We start from the raw sequence: 18,740 nt of genomic DNA on the forward strand, positions 1-18,740 counted from the left end.
GGTGCGACTAGTGCGACGGCGCGCCGGTCTCGGCGCGTGTCGCAAGAGCCGCGCGCGCCGACTGGATCGCGCTTTCCCAATCGCCCAGCGCCGGCTGGCGAAATAGCTGGGCGCTCGGATACCACGGACTGTCCCGGCGCTCGAGCATCCAGCGCCAGCAGGTGTCGAAGCGATTCAGGATCCAGACGGGTTTGCCGAGTGCGCCGGCAAGGTGGGCCACTGCCGTATCGACCGAGATGACCAGGTCCAGGTTGGCAAGGAGGGCGGCGGTATCGGCGAAGTCGGTGAGTTCGTCCGTGTAATCGGTGATCCGTTCACCGAGTTCCGGCAGTTGCGTGAGCTGCTGCGCGGCAGGGCCTTTTTGCAAGCTGTAGAAGCGGACATGCGGGACATCGAGGATCGGCCGCAGCGCTTCGAGCGTGATCGAGCGCCGTGCGTCGTTCTTTCTGAGTTCCGCTACGTGGGGACGGTGCCCGCCTGCCCAGACGAGGCCCACTTTTAGCTCGCGGTTGGCGTGCGCATCGTGCCCGAGTCGCTCGGCCCAACGTTGCGATGCCTGCGCCTCGGCGAACAGATAGGGCACCTGCTGCGGCATATTCGCCAGGTCCGTCCTGAACGCGAGCGGCAGACTCAGCAACGGACAGTGACAATCGAAAGGCGGCAGCGGTTGGCCTTGCTCGATCAACTGCGTCACGCCATCCAGATTCGCGAGCAGGCGGATCAGTTCAGTGGGCACTTCGAGCACGACCTTGGCGCCCAACGCGGATACCAGCGCCGCATAGCGACAGAATTGCAGCGTATCGCCTAGCCCCTGTTCCGCATGCAGGAGGATGGTTTTGCCATCGATCGGGAAGTCGCCCAGCCAGAGCGGTTGCTCAAAGGCGCGTTGGCTTGCCTTGATCCGGTTGCGCTTCCAGCGCCATTCGTATTGTTGCCAACCTTCTTCGAACCGTCCCATTTGCAACAGGCACAGCGATTTGTTCCAGTGCGCTTCGGCAAACTCGGGGTTCAGGCTCAGCGCGCGCTCGTAACTCTGCAGCGCCTGCTCATGCTGATTCAGGTCGACGAGCGTGAGGCCAAGATTGTTCCAGGCATCGGCAAACGCGGGCGTGAATTCGAGCGCCCGCTGGTAACTCAGTTGCGCATCCTGCGGGCGATTCAGATCGCTCAATGCATTCGCGCGGTTGCTCCACGCGTCGGCGTAATCGGGCTGCAGTGCGATGGCCTGATCGCAACTCGCCAACGCGTCCGCCGGACGGTCGAGATCGCGCAGAACGCAGGCCCGGTTGCTCCATGCCTGCGCGAATTCCGGCCGCAATTTCAGCGCACGCTCGAAGCTCGTCAACGCTTCGGCGGGCGCATCGAGCCCCGCCAACGCGTTGCCGCGATTGTTCAGCGCATCGACGAAATTGCCTTGCAGTGCAAGTGCCCGATTTGCGCTAGCAAGACCTTCTTTGAATCGGCGCAGCGCGTTATAAGCAAAGGCGAGATTGGAGTGGATTGGCGCCTGCATGCCGTTGATCGCAACCGCTTTCTTGAGCAGCTCGATCCCTTCTTCGATGCGGCCTGACTGGAGTGTCAATGCGCCGAGCAACTGGATGGCATCGAAGTGTTTGGGCCTCAGCGCGAGAATTTCGCGGTAGAGCTCTTCCGCTTCGGCGTAGGCCGCGTTTTGCTGCAGGGCCACGGCCTGCTGGAGCAGTGCGTCGATCTGGCGTTGCGGGTTCGCTGGCTTGCTCATAGGTGCTGACGGGCGGGGATGGCCGCGATTATCGCCGAAAAAAAGCAGGCCGGTATGTGGCGCGGAAGGTCGGCCAGGTTCTCTGGGTCCGTCTCAATGCCCGGCGTATCATGAGCGCGGTCGATTCAATCGGAGAGGGGACGATGAAAGCATGCAGCTCACTTCTGTTAGTTAGCGCGTTGGCGGCGGCGTTGTCGCTGGTGGGATGCGCCCAAAGCGGTCCGGTTGAGTTTTCGGCTACCGGTGCCGATTCCCCAGGCTTGTCGAACGCCGACGATATGGATTTCGGTCCGATGGACCATTCCATCGCCGCCTGCAAGGCCGTGTCCCAAAGTACTGCGGGCGGCCGCTGTGTGAAAGTGCGGGCGTACGAAGCGTGTATGAAAACACGCGGCTATATTACCGTGCTGGGGCCGGAGAATCCTTCCGGATGCGGCCAGCCTGCATGGGAGCAGGATGTGCGCAAGTGGCTGCAGTGACGAAGCCTTGGTTAGCCTTGCAGCCCTATGACGCAAGTTCGACTTGCGCTTGTCGGGACGCAGGGACTTTGGTGCACAGATCGAACTCGTCGAGTTCGAGCAGCAGGCCGTCGACGGTGCGAAGCTGCGCATTCGACAGGTGCGTAGTGTCCAGGATCTGATAGAGCCGCTGACGCCAGTAGGCGGACGGCAAATATGTGCCGCCGAGTTCTCCGTACAACGCCGGCCTCATCACGCGAGCGATGTGGGCGATGCCTTCGTCGATAAACGGGTTCATATTTTCCTCGTAGATTCTGTGGTCGAGCCGTGTGTGCCGGGTATCTGCTACGCGATCCGTCTGATGAATCCCAGGAATCGCAATGCGCGTACTTTTCGTCTGCCTGCGTAAATTAGCTAGGAATCCGATCGATCATGGGAATCCATGGATTGAAGATTACCGCCGCGGCAAGCCGGTCAATCGGACGAACAGCGTGGATTTATCGCATCAATTCATGCGCTATGACTCGAGCGCGGCTTCCTCCGATTGTGCTATTCGTCACAACAGTGAATTCGAGATTTAGGTATTTACCCTAGGTGTTGACCCTTCTAGACTGTCGTTACCGGCTGCAAACAACATTGTTTGTAGCGCCGCACAAAACAATCTTCGGAGGTATCACCATGAAATCGCTCATCAAAGCTATCGCTATTGCTGCTGTCCTCGCTGCCCCGGTTGTGTCGTTTGCCCAGACGAACCAGCCGCTTACGCGCGCAGAAGTTCGTGCGCAACTGGTCCAGCTGGAAAAGGCGGGTTATAACCCGTCGACTGCAGACGAAAACGACTATCCGCAAGACATCCAGGCTGCTGAAGCACGTGTCGCCGCACAAAACGGCAACACGACCGGTTATGGTTCGAATGTCAGCGGCTCGACGCAGGCAGGAACCCGTGCCGACACGACCGTTAGCCCGTATTCGCCGCCGGTCTCTAACGCTCGCTAATCGAGCGTTGCCTGCGCCGTTGCAGGCAGGGCGAGCGTCTGGTTAGACGCCAGCTGTTAAGAATCAGGCCCGCATCTCCTACGAGATGCGGGCCTGATTGTTTTGGTCGAGGCGTTTTGCGGGTGTTGCGTGGTTCGTGGCAGCCAGGCGGAATTTGCAGTATTTTTCCGAGACTCCAACGAGGCCTGCGTGGCCCAACATCCCAGGAATCCTTTATGAACGAGCGCAAGCCGTTTGATGCAGCAGTACGTCGCGTGCTGGACGAGCAGGCCGCGGCCGCGGTCGCGCCACCGGTCGGTGCGACGAATGAAGAGCGGGTGCGTATGGCGCGCACCCTCATGATGCGTGCGCTGGAAAGCCGGGCGTCGATTGCCGGCTTGCCTAACGGCGTCGAGACCCGTGACGTGGAGATTGCCAGCGGTTTAAATGCGCGCATCTATTTGCCGTCAGGAGAGGCACCGCCGCGACCTGTGATGGTGTACTTGCATGGCGGCGGCTGGGTCATCGGCGCAGTGGCGACGGTCGATCCGTTTTGCCGGTTGTTGAGCGAGGCTGCGGGCGTGATCATCGTCTCGGTGGAGTATCGACTGGCTCCGGAGCATCCCTATCCGGCGGCGCTGGAGGACACCCTTGCGGCGTTTGATTGGGTGGTCGCGCATGCGCACGAGTGGGGCGGGGATGCGTCGCGGCTGGCTTTGGGTGGCGATAGCGCCGGGGCGAATCTGGCGGCGGTGACTGCCAACCGGCTTTGCGGCGAGTCGAGGGCCGATGCGCTGCGTGCCCAGCTATTGCTTTATCCAGCCACGGATCATCCGAGTGCGAATCATCCGTCCTACCCGGAGAATGCGACTGGCTACGGGCTCGAGGCGAACACGATGCGCTGGTTCTGGGAACTGTATGCGCCCGCTGTGTCAGCGGATGATACGAGCGTGGCACCGCTGCAATTGCGCGATGTCCCGGCGCTGCCGCCGACGCTGGTGACGACAGCGCAATACGATGTGCTGCGGGATGAGGGTATCGCGTATGCGGAAAAGCTGAAGGCAGCGGGCGTGGCGGTGACCCATCTGCATGCGCCCGATATGGGACATAACTTTCCGGTGACGCCGAGCCAGGTTGTCCGGTTTCCGCAGAGTGTGCAGACCCTGGGTGAAATCGCGGAGTGGCTTAGGGCGAACCTGGTTGGCCTCTAGTCTGTGACGAAAATCGCAACGCGTTTTGGCCGGGTCAACTCGAAGGCGCGGACCCGGCCTGCGCGGACGTCGAGTATCAGACGCTCGATCTGTTCGATCTCTCTCGATTCCATTTCGATGTTGCCGCGGGACGTGTCCGCGATCGCGGCGAACCATGCGCGACGACGCGCCAGTAAATACGTGACGGCGCTGCCCCGTCTCATGAAAAACTGCTCCATCTCCTTTCTGCCTGTCTGTTCCAACGCGACCTGGTTGGGGTCGGGGCGGAACATAGCACGGGGAAGGGCACGGGTTGGGGTGGGCGAAGGGGGTGAAAGATTGGGGGGCCGTGACGGCGAAAGCACGCCGCGTCGAGGTCATTTTTGGGATCTAAAGAGGGGCATAATTTAAACCCTACTGAAGTCGACCAACCAACCTACGGCGACGCAACCGTTCGAATATCTGGAAAGGGTGTCGCACTAGGCCCCGCCCCGAGCGGGGCTGTTCATTTTCGTTGCAGCATCAAATGCCGAGGCCGCTTTCGGTCCACGCGCCGCGACAGGGTCTCGAACGGCTTTAGGTGGGAGTGGGTGAGAGTAGGGATGGTCCCCCCGACAGGAATCGAACCTGTATCTAGCGCTTAGGAGGCACTTGTTCTATCCATTGAACTACGGGGAGAGGCACCGCGAGCGCATCTGTTCCGCCAAACCGCTACGTTCCTAAGTTGACCCGCCGTAGCGCGGAACGCGTTCAATTCTAACGTCGGCATAGCGGGCGTTGTCAGGCATCAATGACCCGCCGGCACGCGTCTGGATGAATTGCGCCGCAGGGGCCAGAGTATAGCAAAGCCATCTGCGCCTGCGAATGGCGCCGGCATTCATCCCAAACCATCGCCCCACGAAACAAAACAGCCCGGCGGGCGCCAACCCGGCCGGGCCGTCCATATCGCCGGGCGCATCAGCGGTCAAGCCGCGCACCTACAGCAATATGGCCACCTCAAAACTCCACAACCGCAAACTCCGCCTTACCCACATCGCACAGCGGGCAGCGCCAATCCTCGGGGATATCGGCGAAGCGCGTGCCGGCGGCGATACCGTCCTCCGGCAGACCTTCTTCCTCGTTATAGATCCAGCCGCAAATCAGGCAGACCCAGCTTTTGTACTCAACAATAACTTCGCTCACGACACACTCTTTCTTCAGTTCAATGCAACGATCCACGCACTCTGCCCCTTTTTGGGGCGCGCGGCGACGCGCAATATTACCGGAATTTGACAAAGCGCTGATTTGAACCGCCGACGCGGTGCTGTAAGAACGCCTATGTCTTCCGGCATCCGGGCATCCGCCTGCGCGACCGGTACAATGAGCGGTTCCTGCTCATTGCTGTCTTCTGCCAAATCTCCATGTCGCTTTACACCATTACCGGGGCGCAGCTGGCGTTCGGTCACGTCGCGTTGCTCGATCACGCGGATTTCTCTCTTGAAGCGGGCGAACGCGTCGGGCTGATCGGTCGCAACGGGGCGGGCAAGTCGTCGTTGCTGAAGATCGTCGCAGATCTGAGCAAGCCGGATGACGGCCTCGTCACGCGCCAGCAGGGCCTGACTTCGGTCTACGTGCCGCAGGAGCCGGAGTTCGATACGGACGACACGGTGTTCGACGCGGTCGCCGCCGGTCTTACTCATGCCCGCACGCTGCTGGATGAATACGACGCGGTCGCCAACCAGCTCGCCGACGAGCCCGAAGGCCAGGAGCACGACTCGCTCATGTCGCGCATGAACACGCTGCAGTCGGCGCTGGACCATGCCGACGCCTGGAACTGGAGCACGCGCGTGTCCACCACGCTGCAGCAGATCGGTTTGAACGGAGAGGCGCGGGTCGGCTCGCTGTCGGGCGGCATGCAAAAGCGCGTGGCGCTGGCTCGGGCGCTGGTTGTGCAGCCGGACGTGCTGCTGCTGGACGAACCGACCAACCACCTCGACTTCGAAGGCATTCGCTGGCTCGAAGAACTGCTGGTTTCGCTGCGGGCCGGCCTGCTGTTCATTACCCACGATCGCGCGTTTCTCGACCGGGTCGCTACGCGTATCGTCGAACTGGATCGCGGCCGTCTGCTGTCGTATCCGGGCAATTTCACCGCTTACCAGACGCGCAAGGCGCAGCAGCTTGAAATCGAGCAGGTGGAAGCGGCCAAGTTCGACAAGCTGCTCGCGCAGGAAGAAGTGTGGATCCGTAAGGGCGTCGAAGCGCGCCGCACGCGTAGCGTGGGCCGGATTGCCCGGCTCGAGCAGATGCGCAAGGATCGCGCGGAGCGCCGTAACGTGCAGGGCAACGTCAAGCTGGACGTGGGTCAGGGCGAGAGGTCCGGCAAGATCGTCGCCGAACTGACCGATGTGACCAAGCGCTATGGTTCGCGCACGGTAGTGGACAATTTCACGGCCACAGTCATGCGCGGCGACAAGATCGGCTTCGTCGGCCCGAATGGCGCGGGTAAAACCACGCTGCTGAAGCTTATCCTCGGCGAGTTGCCGGCGGACGAAGGCACGGTGCGTGTGGGCACCAATCTGCAAGTCGCCTATTTCGACCAGATGCGCGCGCAACTCGATCTGGACAAGAGTCTTTCGGACACCATCAGCCCGGGTAGCGAGTGGGTTGAAGTCAACGGCCAGAAAAAGCACGTGATGAGCTATCTCGGCGACTTCCTGTTCGCGCCGGAACGGGCGCGTTCGCCGGTCAAATCGCTGTCGGGCGGCGAGCGTAACCGTCTGCTGCTGGCTCGTCTGTTCGCGCGGCCGGCCAACGTGCTGGTGCTCGACGAACCGACCAACGACCTCGATATTCCCACCCTCGAACTGCTCGAAGAACTGCTCACGGAATACGACGGCACCGTGCTGCTGGTCAGCCACGATCGCGCGTTCCTGGATAACGTCGCGACCTCGGTGATCGCCTCGGAAGGGGCGGGCAAGTGGCGCGAGTATGTCGGCGGCTTTACCGACTGGCAGATCCAGCGCGACCGCTCGCAGCAGATGGCGCAGGAAGCGCAAAAGGAAACCGCCAGGGAAGCGACCTCGAAGGACGGCGGGGCGCCCGCGAGCCGCAACACGCAGCAGCGTGCCGCCAAGCTGTCGTTCAAGGAGCAGCGCGAGCTCGAGGCGTTGCCGGCGCAGATCGCCGCGCTTGAGGCTGAGCAGAAGACGATTGGTGGGCAGCTCGAAGACGGTTCGATCTTCGCGAAGGATGCGGCAGAGGGCACGCGGCTGACGGCGCGCTATGCGGCGATCGACGATGAGCTGCTGGCGGCGATGGAGCGGTGGGAGGAGCTGGAGAGCCGGCGGAAGTGAGTGGGGCGCGGGGTCTGCATGGCCGCGCGACCGACCTAGGCGTGTTTCAGACGGAAAAGTAGTTGCTGGAGATCGGGTAGTTCGCGTTGCAGCGTCTGCCACACGATTCCCAGGTCGACGGAAAAGTACCCGTGCGCGACGCGATTGCGCATCAGGTACATTTCCTCCCAGGGAACGTCCGGGTGGGCTGCGGCGAATTCGGGGTGATCGCGTTCAATATTACGCGCTGCCTCGCCAACGATTTCCAGATTACGAATCACCGCATCCTGCACCAATTCGTCGGCGAGGAAGGTTGAGTCGGTCATACCTTGGGTGTACCGCCCAATACGCTCGATGGCGTTGAGCATATGGTCAACGTAGTCGCCGACCCGCAAAGCGCTTTTTTTCACACAGGCACCGCTTCGGCAACGACGCGGGCCCTGAACGACTCAGGAAGTGCTCTGGGCGTCAGGACGTCAACGGAGACGCCGAGAAGTTTTTGCAAGCGGCTTTGAATGCGAGCGATATCCAGCAACGTCGTTTCGGGCGTCGGATCCACCAGCAGGTCGAGATCGCTGTCGTCATGGTCTTCGCCGCGAATGGCCGAGCCGAACACACGCGCATTGATGGCATGATTGTCGGCAACGATCTTCCTGACCTCGGCGCGATGGGCGCTGAGCGCTTCAGACGGTCTCATTTCGGTACTCCGGCAACGGCTTAGAGGAGAGTTCAGATTATATATGCGAGCCGTTCAACATCGTTGCAACCTACTGGATCCGGGTGTCCGTCCCCCACCCAAACGGCCAATCAACCATCCGGCAAATTGCTCCCCGTATCGAAATCAGTAAAATACCCCGCGAACAGGCTTCCTCCGGGCGCTCGCGCCGGCCGCGCCGCGTTAGTGCGGCGCAGGAGAGAGTCAGGCGATAAAACAGTTTGCCCGCCGTGCGGGCACCCCACCCACCCCGTTGTTTCGTTTCGCTTTTTTTGAAAACTCAACGCATTGTCCACGGACCTGTCCACAGGACCTGTGGACAACGATGAACCGACGGACCCGAGTCAACCATGTCTACGAAAAAGCCAAACGCCGCGTATAGCGAAGCGTCGATCAAGGTGTTGAAGGGCCTGGAGCCGGTCAAGCAACGACCCGGCATGTACACCCGCACCGAAAATCCGCTGCACATCATTCAGGAAGTCATCGACAACGCATCGGACGAAGCCCTCGGCGGCTACGGCCGCCAGATCACGGTCACGCTGCACGCGGACCAGTCGGTGTCCGTCGACGACGACGGCCGCGGCATCCCCTTCGGCATGCACCCGGAAGAAGGCGTGCCGGTCGTCGAAATCGTCTTCACGCGCCTGCACGCAGGCGGCAAGTTCGACAAGGCCGCGGGCGGCGCCTACACGTTCTCGGGCGGTCTGCACGGGGTGGGCGTCTCGGTCACCAACGCGTTGTCCACGCGCCTCGACGTTACCGTCTGGCGTGAAGGCAAGGTCGCCGAACTGGGCTTTGCCAACGGCGATGTGGCCAGGCAACTAACTGTTCGCCCGGCCGCCAAAGGCGAGAAGAAATCCGGCACACGCGTCACTGCATGGGCCAATCCGAAGTACTTCGACTCGCCGAACCTGCCGCTCAGCGAACTGCAGCGTCTGCTGCGCTCGAAAGCGGTGTTGTTGCCGGGCGTCGAAGTCACGCTCGTCAACGAGAAAACCGGCGAGCGCCAAACCTGGAAGTATGAAGACGGTCTGCGCGGCTATCTGCTCGAAGGCATGAACGGTAGCGACCTGCTGATTCCGCTCTTCGAAGGCGAACGTTACGCCGAGAGTTCGCGCTCGAACGAAGAAACCTTTGCGGAAGGCGAGGGCGCGGCCTGGGTGGTGGCCTGGAGCGAAGAGGGGCCGCTCACGCGCGAGTCCTACGTCAACCTGATTCCGACACCCGCGGGCGGCACGCACGAATCGGGGCTGCGTGATGGTCTGTTCCAGGCGGTCAAGAGCTTCGTCGAGCTGCACAATCTGCAGCCGAAGGGCGTGAAGCTTCTCGCGGAAGACGTGTTCGCGCGCGTGTCGTTTGTGCTGTCCGCGAAGGTGCTCGATCCGCAGTTCCAAGGGCAGATCAAAGAGCGTTTGAACAGCCGCGACGCGGTGAAACTGGTGTCGTCGTTCTCGCGTCCTGCGCTTGAACTGTGGCTGAATCAGCATGTCGAGCATGGCAAAAAACTCGCGGATCTCGTCATCAAGCAGGCGCAAGCCCGCACGCGTGCCGGCCAGAAGGTCGAGAAACGCAAAAGCTCGGGCGTGGCTGTGCTGCCGGGCAAGCTGACCGATTGCGAATCCACGGATATCTCGCGCAACGAACTGTTCCTCGTCGAAGGCGATTCGGCCGGTGGTTCGGCCAAGATGGGGCGCGACAAGGAATATCAGGCCATCCTGCCGCTGCGCGGCAAAGTGCTGAACACGTGGGAAACCGAGCGCGATCGCCTTTTTGCCAATAACGAGGTGCACGACATTTCGGTGGCGATCGGCGTCGATCCGCACAGCCCCGACGACCACATCGATCTGTCCAATCTGCGCTACGGCAAGATCTGCATTCTGTCGGACGCGGACGTGGACGGTTCGCACATCCAGGTATTGCTGCTGACGTTGTTCTTCAAGCACTTCCCGCAACTGATCGAACGCGGTCACGTGTGTGTGGCGCGTCCGCCGCTGTTCCGTGTCGATGCACCTGCACGCGGCAAGAAGCCCGCGCAGAAGCTGTACGCGCTTGACGAAGGCGAGCTCGAAGCGATCCTCGACAAGCTGCGCAAGGACGGCGTGCGCGAAACGCAGTGGTCCATCAGCCGCTTTAAAGGCCTCGGTGAAATGAGCGCGGAGCAGTTGTGGGACACCACGATGAACCCGGACACGCGGCGTCTGTCACCGGTCGCGTTAGGTGAGCTCGACTACGACAGCACGGTCGCCCGCATGACGATGCTGATGGGCAAGGGCGAAGCGGCGTCGCGGCGCAGCTGGCTTGAGGAAAAGGGTAACGAAGTCGAAGCGGATATCTGAGCTGAGCGCCTGACGCAGGCTTGCTCGCGCAGCGAAACTTCACGCTACATACGGATACGGAATCTAGATGGACGACAACACGCCTGATCTTTTTACGGTGGCGCCGGCGCCTGGCGACTCCCTTACGCTCGGCAACTACGCTGAGCGCGCGTACCTCGACTACGCTGTGAGCGTCGTCAAGGGCCGTGCGCTGCCCGACGTTTGCGACGGCCAGAAGCCCGTGCAGCGGCGCATCCTGTTCTCGATGAACGAGATGGGCCTCTCCGATAACGCGAAGCCGGTCAAATCGGCGCGCGTGGTCGGCGACGTGCTCGGCAAGTATCACCCGCACGGCGACCAGTCGGCGTACGACGCACTGGTGCGTCTCGCGCAAGACTTCTCGATGCGCTATCCGCTGATCGACGGCCAAGGCAATTTCGGCTCGCGCGATGGCGACGGCGCGGCGGCAATGCGATACACAGAAGCGCGCTTGACCCCGATCGCCAAGCTGCTGCTCGATGAAATCGACCAGGGCACCGTCGATTTCATGAAGAACTACGACGGCGAATTCGACGAGCCGCGCCTCTTGCCCGGACGTCTGCCTTTCGTGCTGCTCAATGGCGCCTCGGGTATCGCGGTGGGTCTGGCCACAGAGATCCCGTCGCATAACCTGCGTGAAGTGGCCGCTGCAGCAGTCGCGATGATCCGCAATCCGAAGCTCTCGCACGCGGAATTGATGCAGCACATCCCCGGGCCGGACTTCCCCGGCGGTGGTCAGCTTATTTCCAGCGAAGCCGAAATCTCGGCGGCGTATGAGGCGGGGCGCGGCAGTCTAAAGGTGCGTGCGCGCTGGAAGATCGAAGAGCTCGCACGCGGTCAGTGGCAACTCGTGATCACCGAACTGCCGCCGAATACGGCTACGCAGAAAGTGCTCGAAGAAATCGAGGAGCAGACCAATCCGAAGATCAAGCTCGGCAAGAAGACGCTCACGCCCGAGCAGTTGCAGACCAAGCAGACCATGCTCGCGCTGCTCGACGCCGTGCGCGACGAATCGGGCAAGGACGCGCCCGTGCGTCTCGTGTTCGAGCCGAAGTCGAGCCGCATCGATCAGACCGAGTTCGTCAATTCTTTGCTCGCCCATACGAGCCTGGAATCGAACGCTTCGCTGAATCTGGTGATGGTCGGCTCGGATGGCCGGCCGCGTCAGAAGGGCATTTCCGAAATCCTGCAGGAGTGGATCGGCTTCCGCTTTGCCACCGTTACGCGCCGCACGCGCCATCGTTTGAGCAAGGTCGACGACCGGATTCACATCCTCGAAGGCCGGATGATCGTCTTTTTGAATATCGACGAAGTCATCCGCATCATTCGCGAGTCGGACGAACCGAAGCCGGCGCTGATCAAGGCATTCGGGCTGTCCGACCGGCAAGCCGAAGACATCCTTGAAATCCGTCTGCGCCAGTTGGCGCGGCTGGAAAAGATCAAGATCGAGAAGGAACTGTCCGAGTTGCGCGACGAGAAGGCCAAGCTTGAAGAACTGCTCGGCAGCGAATCGGCGATGAAGCGGCTGCTCATCAAGGAAATCGAGGGTGACGCGAAGCAATACGGCGACGAGCGCCGCACGCTGATCCAGCAGGAAAAGCGCGCGACCTTCGAAGCCCGCGTTGTGGATGAACCTGTGACGGTGGTGATGTCGCAGCGAGGCTGGGTGAGGGCGCTAAAGGGTCACGGGCTGGATCCGGCCGGCTTCACCTTCAAGGCCGGCGACGCGCTCTATGCGGCGTTCCAGTGCCGCACGCCCGATACGTTGATCGCATGGGGCAGCAACGGGCGCGTCTATTCGGTCGCGGTGGCGCTGCTGCCGGGCGGCCGCGGCGATGGCGTGCCGGTCACCTCGTTGATCGAACTCGAGTCGGGCAGTCATCTGATGCATTACTACGCGGCACCCGCGGATCAGGCGTTGCTGCTGGCATCGAGCAATGGCTTCGGCTTCATTGCCAAGGTCGGCGACATGGTGAGCCGCGTGAAGGCCGGCAAGTCCTTCATGACTATCGACGAGGGCGCGGCGCCGCTCGTGCCGATGCCTATGCTCCCGGATGCAACGCACGTCGCGTGTCTGTCGGGCGGTGGCCGTTTGCTGGTGTTCGGCCTCGACGAGATGAAGACGCTGTCGGGCGGTGGCCGCGGCGTCACGCTGATGGCGCTCGACGAGAAGGAGGCGCTCACGCAGGCGCTTGCCATCGGCAAGGCCGGCGTCGTGCTGCTCGGCACGGGCCGCGGTGGTAAAGCGTATGAAGAAACGCTGAGCGGCGCGGCGCTCACACCGCATATCGGCAAACGCGCTCGCAAGGGCCGCGCGCCGGACAGCAAGCTGAAGCTGTTGGGCATGCGGCCTGCGCTGAAGGCTTAAAGAAGCCGTAGTGTCGCCGCAACCGCGTGCGTAGTCTTCAATCACGGGCCACGCACGCGGCAGGCAGTGAGCAAAAATCGGGGATCGGCGCGCTACGCGGCGCGTCGGCACAACAAATAAAACAAAGGCGAAAAGCGATGACTGCGGAACTGCGCGCACAGCGTGAGGTCGAATGCGGTCATTAGCCGCGTCGGACAAGGCTGTGGACAGCGTCGTAAGGCTCCAGCCTGTCCGCCCACAAGCGGTACGCCCATCATCGAGAGAGAGGAAAACAACATGACCAAAGCCGTCGAGCTCGCGCTCTTTTTGCATTTGCTGGGTGTGGCCGTGTGGGTCGGCGGTATGGTCTTCGCACACTTTTGTCTGCGCCCGGCTCTCGCCGATCTCTCGCCGCAACTGCGTTTGCCGCTGTGGGAATCGGTGTTCGGGCGCTTCTTCAACTGGGTCGCCGCTTCGGTAATCATCATCTTGCTGTCGGGCGGCTTCATGCTGACGCAGTTCGGCGGCGCTCATGCGTCGTGGCAACTGCATGCCATGGCGGGTCTCGGCATCGTGATGATGCTGATCTTCGGGCATATCCGCTTTGCCGTGTTTCCGCGTATCCGTCGCGCGGTGCAGGCGCAAAATTGGCCAGATGGTGCGCGGGCAGTCGGAACGGTGCGGCGTCTGGTGGTCGTCAATCTGGTGCTGGGCGTCGTGACGATCGGTGTTTCAGTGTTGTCCGGTGCTGTGTAGGCGAAGCGTCGCACCGCATCACGTTTAGACGAAAGGCCGCTGCCAGGCGGCCTTTTTCAATTCCAATTCATATCCGCGCCGCGGTCTGACTCGCCGGCCCCACGAGCCGTTCCGCCAGCGAATAGCGCTGCATACACCGCTCCATGCTGTCGAGAAACGCATGATCCGCTGCGTTCATCTTACGGTCGCGATGCCAAAGCAGATGGACGTCGACATCGGCGAGTCCCTCGTCCGGTGGCAAGCGCCAGAGCCGCTGCTGCGCAAGATCGTCCCGCACGATGTGCTCCGGCAGGCAGCCGACGCCATAGCCTGCGAAAATCAGCCGCCGGACTTCGTCGAGACTCGGTGACGACGCCACGATGCGTCCTGTGAAGCCCTTCTGATCGCGAAACACCGTGAGCGGCGAGAGGCTGTCGCCGATCTGGTCGCTGGTGAACGAGACAAAGTTCTCCGCCAGCAGGTCGTCCATCGTCAGTTGCGACTTGCCGAACAGGCGGTGGTGCCGTCCGCAGAAAATCGCATAGCGTTGCCGTAGAAAACAGCGCATTTCCAGTTTTTCGACCGGCGTGCGGCACAGGCTGAGCCCTGCGGTCGCCGTCTTTTGCAGTAGCGACGAGATGATGTCCGACGAACGCATCACTTCGATCTGTAGATCGATGCGCGGATAGGTGCGATGAAATTCGGCGAGAAATTCGTCGTAGACCGGCGAGTCGATCCGGCTCACGCTCAACAGGCGGATCGCGCCGGTAATGTCTGCGGTGCGATCGTCGAGTTCGGTTTCCAGCCGGGAAATGTTGCCGTAGATATCGCTCGCGATCCGGTAGACCTCTTCGCCCGCCTGGGTGGGCACGAAGTGTGGGCCGCGTCGTTCGATCAGCTTGCGTTCCAGCGTGTCTTCGAGGCGCTTGAGCGCCTGGCTGACAGCCGGTTGCGTGACATGCAACCGCGCCGCCGCACGGCTCAAGCTGCGCTCCTGCATGATCACGAGGTAGGTGCGCAGCAGGTTCCAGTCGAGCCGGTCATTGAGAAAAGAGGCAATTTCGGCGCGCATGATGGCCCTGCTAAGCAGTTGAAGTATTAGCCAGATTTATATCAAGAATAATAACTCGAAATTTGACTAATGTTTTATGGCTGTTGATAAACGATCTGTACACCTTTAAAAGTGTGCGCGGCGCGCGCGACCCGGCGGCGCCACAATCGCCACAATCGACAGGCATGTCGGTCGTACGCTCCCGCAGAGGGGCGGCGAACCAGCCAAGGAGCGCTCATGAACCAGCCTGCAATCCCCGCCCGCCAACCGGCACGTGCGGCGACCGCCGCGTTTATCGGCACCATGATCGAGTGGTACGACTTCTACATCTACGCTACCGCCGCTGCGCTGGTGTTTGGCGCGCTGTATTTTCCATCGCAGGATCCGTTTGTCAGCACCATGGCGTCGTTCGCTACGTTCGCGGTGGGCTTCTTCGCGCGCCCGATCGGCGGCCTGATCTTCGGCCACGTGGGCGATCGTTTCGGCCGCAAGAAAGCCCTGATGACCACGCTGATGATGATGGGTATCGCCACGGTCTGCGTCGGCCTGCTGCCTGACTTCTCGAAGGTGGGCGTGCTGGCTCCGGTGCTACTGGTGTTGCTGCGGGTGGTGCAGGGCCTCGCCGTAGGCGGCGAGTGGGGCGGAGCGGTGCTGATGGCGGGCGAACACGCCCCGCAAGGGCGTCGCACGTTCTTCGCGTCGTTCGCGCAGCTAGGCAGCCCGGCAGGGTTGATCCTGTCGCTGGTGGCGTTTCGTGCGGTGACGTCGCTCGATAAGGCCGACTTCATGTCGTGGGGCTGGCGTTTGCCGTTTCTGGCGAGCTCGGTGCTGCTGGGGGTCGGCATCCTGATCCGCCTTGGCGTCAACGAGTCGCCGGAGTTCGCTCAGGTGAAGGAGGCGAACAAGACCGTCAAGCTGCCCGTCGCCGAGGTGTTCAGTTCGGCGTGGCGGCTCGTGCTACTGTGTATCGGCGCAAACACGATCGGCATTGCAGGCGTGTATTTCACCAACACGTTCATGATCGCTTATACGACGCAGTATGTCGGAGTGACACGCTCCCTGATTCTCGATTGCCTGTTTGCCGTCGCGATTATCCAGTTGTGCGCGCAACCGGTCGCGGCGTGGCTTGCCGAGCGTATCGGCAGCGCGCGTTTCCTCAAGTTCGCTGCGCTCGCTGCGATGCTCTCGCCTTATCCGATGTTCGTGCTCGTGCAAAGCGGCAGCGTCGTACCGATGGTGATCGGCATTGCGATTGCAGTAGTTTGCATGTCGAGCTTCTATTCGGTGATCGCAGGCTTTGTCAGCGGGGTGTTTCCAACGCGCGTGCGTTATTCCGCCATCTCCCTCTCGTATCAGGTGTGCGGCGCCGTGGCGGGCGGTCTGACACCGCTGATCGGCACTTATCTGGCCCACCGCTTCATCGGCCAATGGTGGCCGCTTGCTGTGTTCTACACTTGTCTCGCAGCTATCTCGCTGTTGTGCATCGCTGCACTGGATGCGCGTCGTTCGCAGCGCGCCGATGCGACCGAAGCGCTGCGCGTCAGCTGATCTTCTTTCGGCAAACATCATGCAAACTTTCTTCCATCCTGAACAGCTGAAACATCATCCACGCAGCTACTTTTCGCGCGGGCAGATGCGGCCGGCGCAGGAAGTGCCGGAGCGTGCCGCGCACCTCGTTGCGGCCGTGAAGTCGTTGGGCTTTGAGATCCATGAGCCGGTCGACGGCGGCCTCGATGCCATCGCCGCGGTGCATGACATCCACTACCTGCGTTTCCTCGAAGAGGCGCACACCGAATGGATGCAAATGTCCGACGACTGGGGCGACGAGGTCATGTCGAACATCTATGTGCGCGAGCCGAATCCACTGCGCGGCATTCTCGCCCGGGCTGGGCGCTATCAGGCCGACGGCAGTTGCCCGATCGGCGAACACACGTGGCGCGCCGCTTACTGGTCGGCACAAAGCGCGCTCGCCGCGGCTACGGCGGTCAACAGCGGCGTGCGTGAGACGTACGCGCTGTGCCGCCCGCCTGGTCATCATGCGCGGCGGGACGCGGCCGGCGGCTTCTGCTATCTGAACAACGCGGCCATCGCGGCGCAGGCATTGCGCAAGCAGTACGGGCGCGTCGCGATTCTCGACACCGACATGCACCACGGCCAGGGCGTGCAGGAAATCTTTTACGGCCGCGACGACGTGCTCTACGTATCGATTCACGGGGACCCCACCAACTTCTATCCGGTTGTGACCGGCTACGAGGACGAGCGTGGCACGGGCGCAGGAGACGGCTTTAACGTCAATTTCCCGATGCCGCACGGTTCATCCGAGGATGTGTTTTTTGAACGCGTCGACGACGCGCTACGTGTGCTCAAGCGTTTCGAGCCGGATGCGTTGGTGCTGGCGCTGGGCTTCGATATCTACAAGGACGATCCGCAATCGCATGTGGATGTGACGACCGAAGGTTTCGGTCGTCTTGGCGCGGCCATCGGCGCGCTGGCGTTGCCTTCGGTGATCGTTCAGGAAGGGGGATATCACCTCGAGAGTCTCGAGTCGAATGCGCGGGCGTTCTTTGGCGGCTTTGCCGCGGCGCGTTCGCGCTGAGCGCAAGGGTGCGGCGTCGAGAGACGCCGGTCTACGCGATCGCCGCATAAGCGAGCCACAGCCCGCACGCACCGGCCACCGTACCGTACACGATATAGACCGGCACCTTGAGTTTGGCAAAGCACATGCACGAAAACAACGCGGTCACCACGTACTGCGGCTGCAACGGCACGCGCTGTGCAATCCGCAATACGGCGACCGCGAGAAAGGCCGTGGTCACCGCGCGCAGAATCCGCATGCCGTGCTCGAAGCGCGGATTGGCCTTCAATTGATGCAGGTTGCGTTGCGCCAGCACGACGAGGCAGCCTGACGGCACGAACAGTGCGAGCGTGGCGATCAACGCGCCAGGCCAGCCATCGACAAGGTAGCCGAAGAACGGCACCACGTTCAGCAACGGTCCGGGCGACATCGGCGAGAGCGAGAAGGCCAGCGTGAAATCGTTATCCGATACGCCTATGCCTGGCGTGACAAAGAGCGCCTTCAACACCGGCAGCGCAGAGAAGCCACCGCCGAATAGCGTCATGCCCGCGCCTGCAAGCCGCGGCCACAGCAGCGCGAGTTCGTAGCGATGCGGGAGTGGAACGGCAAACAGAGCCAGCAGTACGCACAGGGCAGCCATCAGTTGCAGGTCGCTGCGCGCAATCGAGATATTGAGCCTCGCCTCGCGCTCGGGACTGTTGAACCAGCCCACCGCGAATGCCACGCCGAGCATCGCAACGTAAGCGGCCGGGCTGCGTGCATAGAAGAGTATGACCCAGCCGAGCAGCGCCGCAATCCACGCCACCTTGCCGCGCACGAGCGCGCGCGTCTGCTTGTACCAGGTCACCGCGATCAGCGTGCCCAGTACGACGCTAAAGTGATTGAGAAGGGTCTGCGATGCGACGGCCCGTACGAACGGCGTACGGTAGAAAATCGCGAAGAGCGTCATCAGCATGAAGAAGGGCAGCACGCTGGCGATGCCTGCGACCCATGCGCCCGCTCGTCCGCGTAACGCGTGACCTACCTGCACGGCGACGTTGCAGCCCACTGGTCCCGGCACCATCCATGCCAGCGCGATCAGATCGGAGAACGCCACCCGCGACAGACGGCCTTCGCGCTCGACATAGTGGTTCTCGAGTTGCGCCATCAGCGCGAGCCCACCCCAAGAGAGCGCCGACAGGCCGCACACGACCCGGAACAGCGTCCACAACGGTTCCCGCTCTGCGCGTCCGATGGCGTCCTGGCTCGTGATCATGTACATGGCGGTCCGCACGCCGGACATTCCGGA

General features: G+C 61.9%; 17 protein-coding genes and 1 tRNA gene. 9 read left to right on the forward strand and 9 right to left on the reverse strand.

Features of this window, described 5'->3' with window-relative positions; translation table 11 throughout:
- Window positions 1-7: 7 nt before the first annotated feature.
- Window positions 8-1,741 (reverse strand): tetratricopeptide repeat protein, encoded by a 1,734-nt coding sequence (locus P3T17_RS20990; RefSeq protein ID WP_429408754.1) that lies wholly within the window; start codon window positions 1,739-1,741, stop codon window positions 8-10.
- A 110-nt stretch (window positions 1,742-1,851) separates the two neighbouring features.
- Here P3T17_RS20990 and P3T17_RS20995 point away from each other — a divergent pair, with 110 nt between their 5' ends.
- Window positions 1,852-2,220 carry a hypothetical protein gene (locus tag P3T17_RS20995; protein WP_429408755.1) on the forward strand — a complete coding sequence of 123 codons (369 nt, stop codon included), beginning with the start codon at window positions 1,852-1,854 and terminating at the stop codon, window positions 2,218-2,220.
- A 25-nt stretch (window positions 2,221-2,245) separates the two neighbouring features.
- On the opposite strand, the gene P3T17_RS21000 is transcribed toward P3T17_RS20995, so the two are convergent.
- A complete protein-coding gene (locus P3T17_RS21000) occupies window positions 2,246-2,497 on the reverse strand; it encodes a hypothetical protein (RefSeq protein WP_074265439.1) in 252 nt (83 codons plus the stop codon).
- Between the two features lie 380 nt (window positions 2,498-2,877).
- On the opposite strand from P3T17_RS21000, the gene P3T17_RS21005 reads away from it, so the two are divergent.
- The gene (locus P3T17_RS21005; protein ID WP_429408756.1) at window positions 2,878-3,195 is read left to right on the forward strand and encodes a DUF4148 domain-containing protein; all 318 of its coding nucleotides are present in this window, start codon (window positions 2,878-2,880) and stop codon (window positions 3,193-3,195) included.
- A 215-nt stretch (window positions 3,196-3,410) separates the two neighbouring features.
- Window positions 3,411-4,385, forward strand: coding sequence for an alpha/beta hydrolase (locus tag P3T17_RS21010; protein WP_429408757.1), 975 nt, complete (start codon window positions 3,411-3,413; stop codon window positions 4,383-4,385).
- Here the strand turns inward: P3T17_RS21010 and P3T17_RS21015 are convergent.
- From P3T17_RS21015 to P3T17_RS21025, 3 genes are all read right to left on the reverse strand, one after another.
- Window positions 4,382-4,588, reverse strand: a complete 207-nt coding sequence (locus tag P3T17_RS21015; RefSeq protein WP_074266167.1) for a hypothetical protein — start codon at window positions 4,586-4,588, stop codon at window positions 4,382-4,384. The genes P3T17_RS21010 and P3T17_RS21015 overlap by 4 nt on opposite strands.
- A gap of 379 nt (window positions 4,589-4,967) precedes the next feature.
- Window positions 4,968-5,042, reverse strand: a tRNA-Arg gene (locus P3T17_RS21020).
- 318 nt (window positions 5,043-5,360) lie between these two features.
- Window positions 5,361-5,546 (reverse strand): rubredoxin, encoded by a 186-nt coding sequence (locus P3T17_RS21025; RefSeq protein ID WP_074266166.1) that lies wholly within the window; start codon window positions 5,544-5,546, stop codon window positions 5,361-5,363.
- A 218-nt stretch (window positions 5,547-5,764) separates the two neighbouring features.
- Here P3T17_RS21025 and P3T17_RS21030 point away from each other — a divergent pair, with 218 nt between their 5' ends.
- Window positions 5,765-7,696, forward strand: a complete 1,932-nt coding sequence (locus P3T17_RS21030) for an ATP-binding cassette domain-containing protein (protein WP_074265425.1) — start codon at window positions 5,765-5,767, stop codon at window positions 7,694-7,696.
- Window positions 7,697-7,731: 35 nt separating this feature from the next.
- Here P3T17_RS21030 and P3T17_RS21035 read toward each other — a convergent pair whose 3' ends face one another.
- Together P3T17_RS21035 and P3T17_RS21040 are read right to left on the reverse strand one after the other, a co-directional pair.
- Window positions 7,732-8,085 carry a HepT-like ribonuclease domain-containing protein gene (locus tag P3T17_RS21035; RefSeq protein ID WP_429408758.1) on the reverse strand — a complete coding sequence of 118 codons (354 nt, stop codon included), beginning with the start codon at window positions 8,083-8,085 and terminating at the stop codon, window positions 7,732-7,734.
- Window positions 8,082-8,372: a nucleotidyltransferase family protein gene (locus P3T17_RS21040; protein WP_429408759.1), complete on the reverse strand. Its 291-nt coding sequence runs from the start codon at window positions 8,370-8,372 to the stop codon at window positions 8,082-8,084. Before P3T17_RS21040 ends, P3T17_RS21035 begins: the two co-directional genes overlap by 4 nt.
- 368 nt (window positions 8,373-8,740) lie before the next feature.
- On the opposite strand from P3T17_RS21040, the gene P3T17_RS21045 reads away from it, so the two are divergent.
- The 3 genes from P3T17_RS21045 (at window position 8,741) to P3T17_RS21055 (ending at window position 13,847) form a co-directional block, all read left to right on the forward strand.
- Window positions 8,741-10,726 (forward strand): DNA topoisomerase IV subunit B, encoded by a 1,986-nt coding sequence (locus tag P3T17_RS21045; RefSeq protein ID WP_429408760.1) that lies wholly within the window; start codon window positions 8,741-8,743, stop codon window positions 10,724-10,726.
- Between the two features lie 67 nt (window positions 10,727-10,793).
- Entirely contained in the window at window positions 10,794-13,112 is a 2,319-nt protein-coding gene (parC, locus tag P3T17_RS21050; RefSeq protein WP_429408761.1) for a DNA topoisomerase IV subunit A, read from the forward strand.
- Between the two features lie 276 nt (window positions 13,113-13,388).
- Entirely contained in the window at window positions 13,389-13,847 is a 459-nt protein-coding gene (locus P3T17_RS21055) for a CopD family protein (RefSeq protein WP_074265422.1), read from the forward strand.
- Window positions 13,848-13,914: 67 nt separating this feature from the next.
- Here P3T17_RS21055 and P3T17_RS21060 read toward each other — a convergent pair whose 3' ends face one another.
- The gene (locus P3T17_RS21060) at window positions 13,915-14,898 is read right to left on the reverse strand and encodes a LysR family transcriptional regulator (RefSeq protein ID WP_429408762.1); all 984 of its coding nucleotides are present in this window, start codon (window positions 14,896-14,898) and stop codon (window positions 13,915-13,917) included.
- A 216-nt stretch (window positions 14,899-15,114) separates the two neighbouring features.
- Here P3T17_RS21060 and P3T17_RS21065 point away from each other — a divergent pair, with 216 nt between their 5' ends.
- Together P3T17_RS21065 and P3T17_RS21070 are read left to right on the forward strand one after the other, a co-directional pair.
- On the forward strand, window positions 15,115-16,425 hold the full coding sequence (locus P3T17_RS21065; protein WP_429408763.1) for an MFS transporter: 1,311 nt from the start codon (window positions 15,115-15,117) through the stop codon (window positions 16,423-16,425).
- Window positions 16,426-16,444: 19 nt separating this feature from the next.
- On the forward strand, window positions 16,445-17,473 hold the full coding sequence (locus P3T17_RS21070) for a histone deacetylase family protein (protein ID WP_429408764.1): 1,029 nt from the start codon (window positions 16,445-16,447) through the stop codon (window positions 17,471-17,473).
- Window positions 17,474-17,504: 31 nt separating this feature from the next.
- Here the strand turns inward: P3T17_RS21070 and P3T17_RS21075 are convergent, their stop codons facing one another.
- The gene (locus P3T17_RS21075) at window positions 17,505-18,713 is read right to left on the reverse strand and encodes a chromate transporter (RefSeq protein ID WP_074265418.1); all 1,209 of its coding nucleotides are present in this window, start codon (window positions 18,711-18,713) and stop codon (window positions 17,505-17,507) included.
- Between the last annotated feature and the right edge of the window lie 27 nt (window positions 18,714-18,740).

The organism is Paraburkholderia sp. GAS82 (assembly GCF_050436285.1).
GTDB lineage: Bacteria > Pseudomonadota > Gammaproteobacteria > Burkholderiales > Burkholderiaceae > Paraburkholderia > Paraburkholderia phenazinium_B.

Bases quoted from the DNA above. Each gene is read 5' to 3' on its own strand.
- P3T17_RS20990 (WP_429408754.1), bottom strand. From the start codon at position 1,741: ATGAGCAAGCCAGCGAACCCGCAACGCCAGATCGACGCACTGCTCCAG.
- P3T17_RS20995 (WP_429408755.1), top strand. From the start codon at position 1,852: ATGAGCGCGGTCGATTCAATCGGAGAGGGGACGATGAAAGCATGCAGC.
- P3T17_RS21000 (WP_074265439.1), bottom strand. From the start codon at position 2,497: ATGAACCCGTTTATCGACGAAGGCATCGCCCACATCGCTCGCGTGATG.
- P3T17_RS21005 (WP_429408756.1), top strand. From the start codon at position 2,878: ATGAAATCGCTCATCAAAGCTATCGCTATTGCTGCTGTCCTCGCTGCC.
- P3T17_RS21010 (WP_429408757.1), top strand. From the start codon at position 3,411: ATGAACGAGCGCAAGCCGTTTGATGCAGCAGTACGTCGCGTGCTGGAC.
- P3T17_RS21015 (WP_074266167.1), bottom strand. From the start codon at position 4,588: ATGAGACGGGGCAGCGCCGTCACGTATTTACTGGCGCGTCGTCGCGCA.
- P3T17_RS21030 (WP_074265425.1), top strand. From the start codon at position 5,765: ATGTCGCTTTACACCATTACCGGGGCGCAGCTGGCGTTCGGTCACGTC.
- P3T17_RS21040 (WP_429408759.1), bottom strand. From the start codon at position 8,372: ATGAGACCGTCTGAAGCGCTCAGCGCCCATCGCGCCGAGGTCAGGAAG.
- P3T17_RS21045 (WP_429408760.1), top strand. From the start codon at position 8,741: ATGTCTACGAAAAAGCCAAACGCCGCGTATAGCGAAGCGTCGATCAAG.
- parC (WP_429408761.1), top strand. From the start codon at position 10,794: ATGGACGACAACACGCCTGATCTTTTTACGGTGGCGCCGGCGCCTGGC.
- P3T17_RS21055 (WP_074265422.1), top strand. From the start codon at position 13,389: ATGACCAAAGCCGTCGAGCTCGCGCTCTTTTTGCATTTGCTGGGTGTG.
- P3T17_RS21060 (WP_429408762.1), bottom strand. From the start codon at position 14,898: ATGCGCGCCGAAATTGCCTCTTTTCTCAATGACCGGCTCGACTGGAAC.
- P3T17_RS21065 (WP_429408763.1), top strand. From the start codon at position 15,115: ATGAACCAGCCTGCAATCCCCGCCCGCCAACCGGCACGTGCGGCGACC.
- P3T17_RS21070 (WP_429408764.1), top strand. From the start codon at position 16,445: ATGCAAACTTTCTTCCATCCTGAACAGCTGAAACATCATCCACGCAGC.
- P3T17_RS21075 (WP_074265418.1), bottom strand. From the start codon at position 18,713: ATGTACATGATCACGAGCCAGGACGCCATCGGACGCGCAGAGCGGGAA.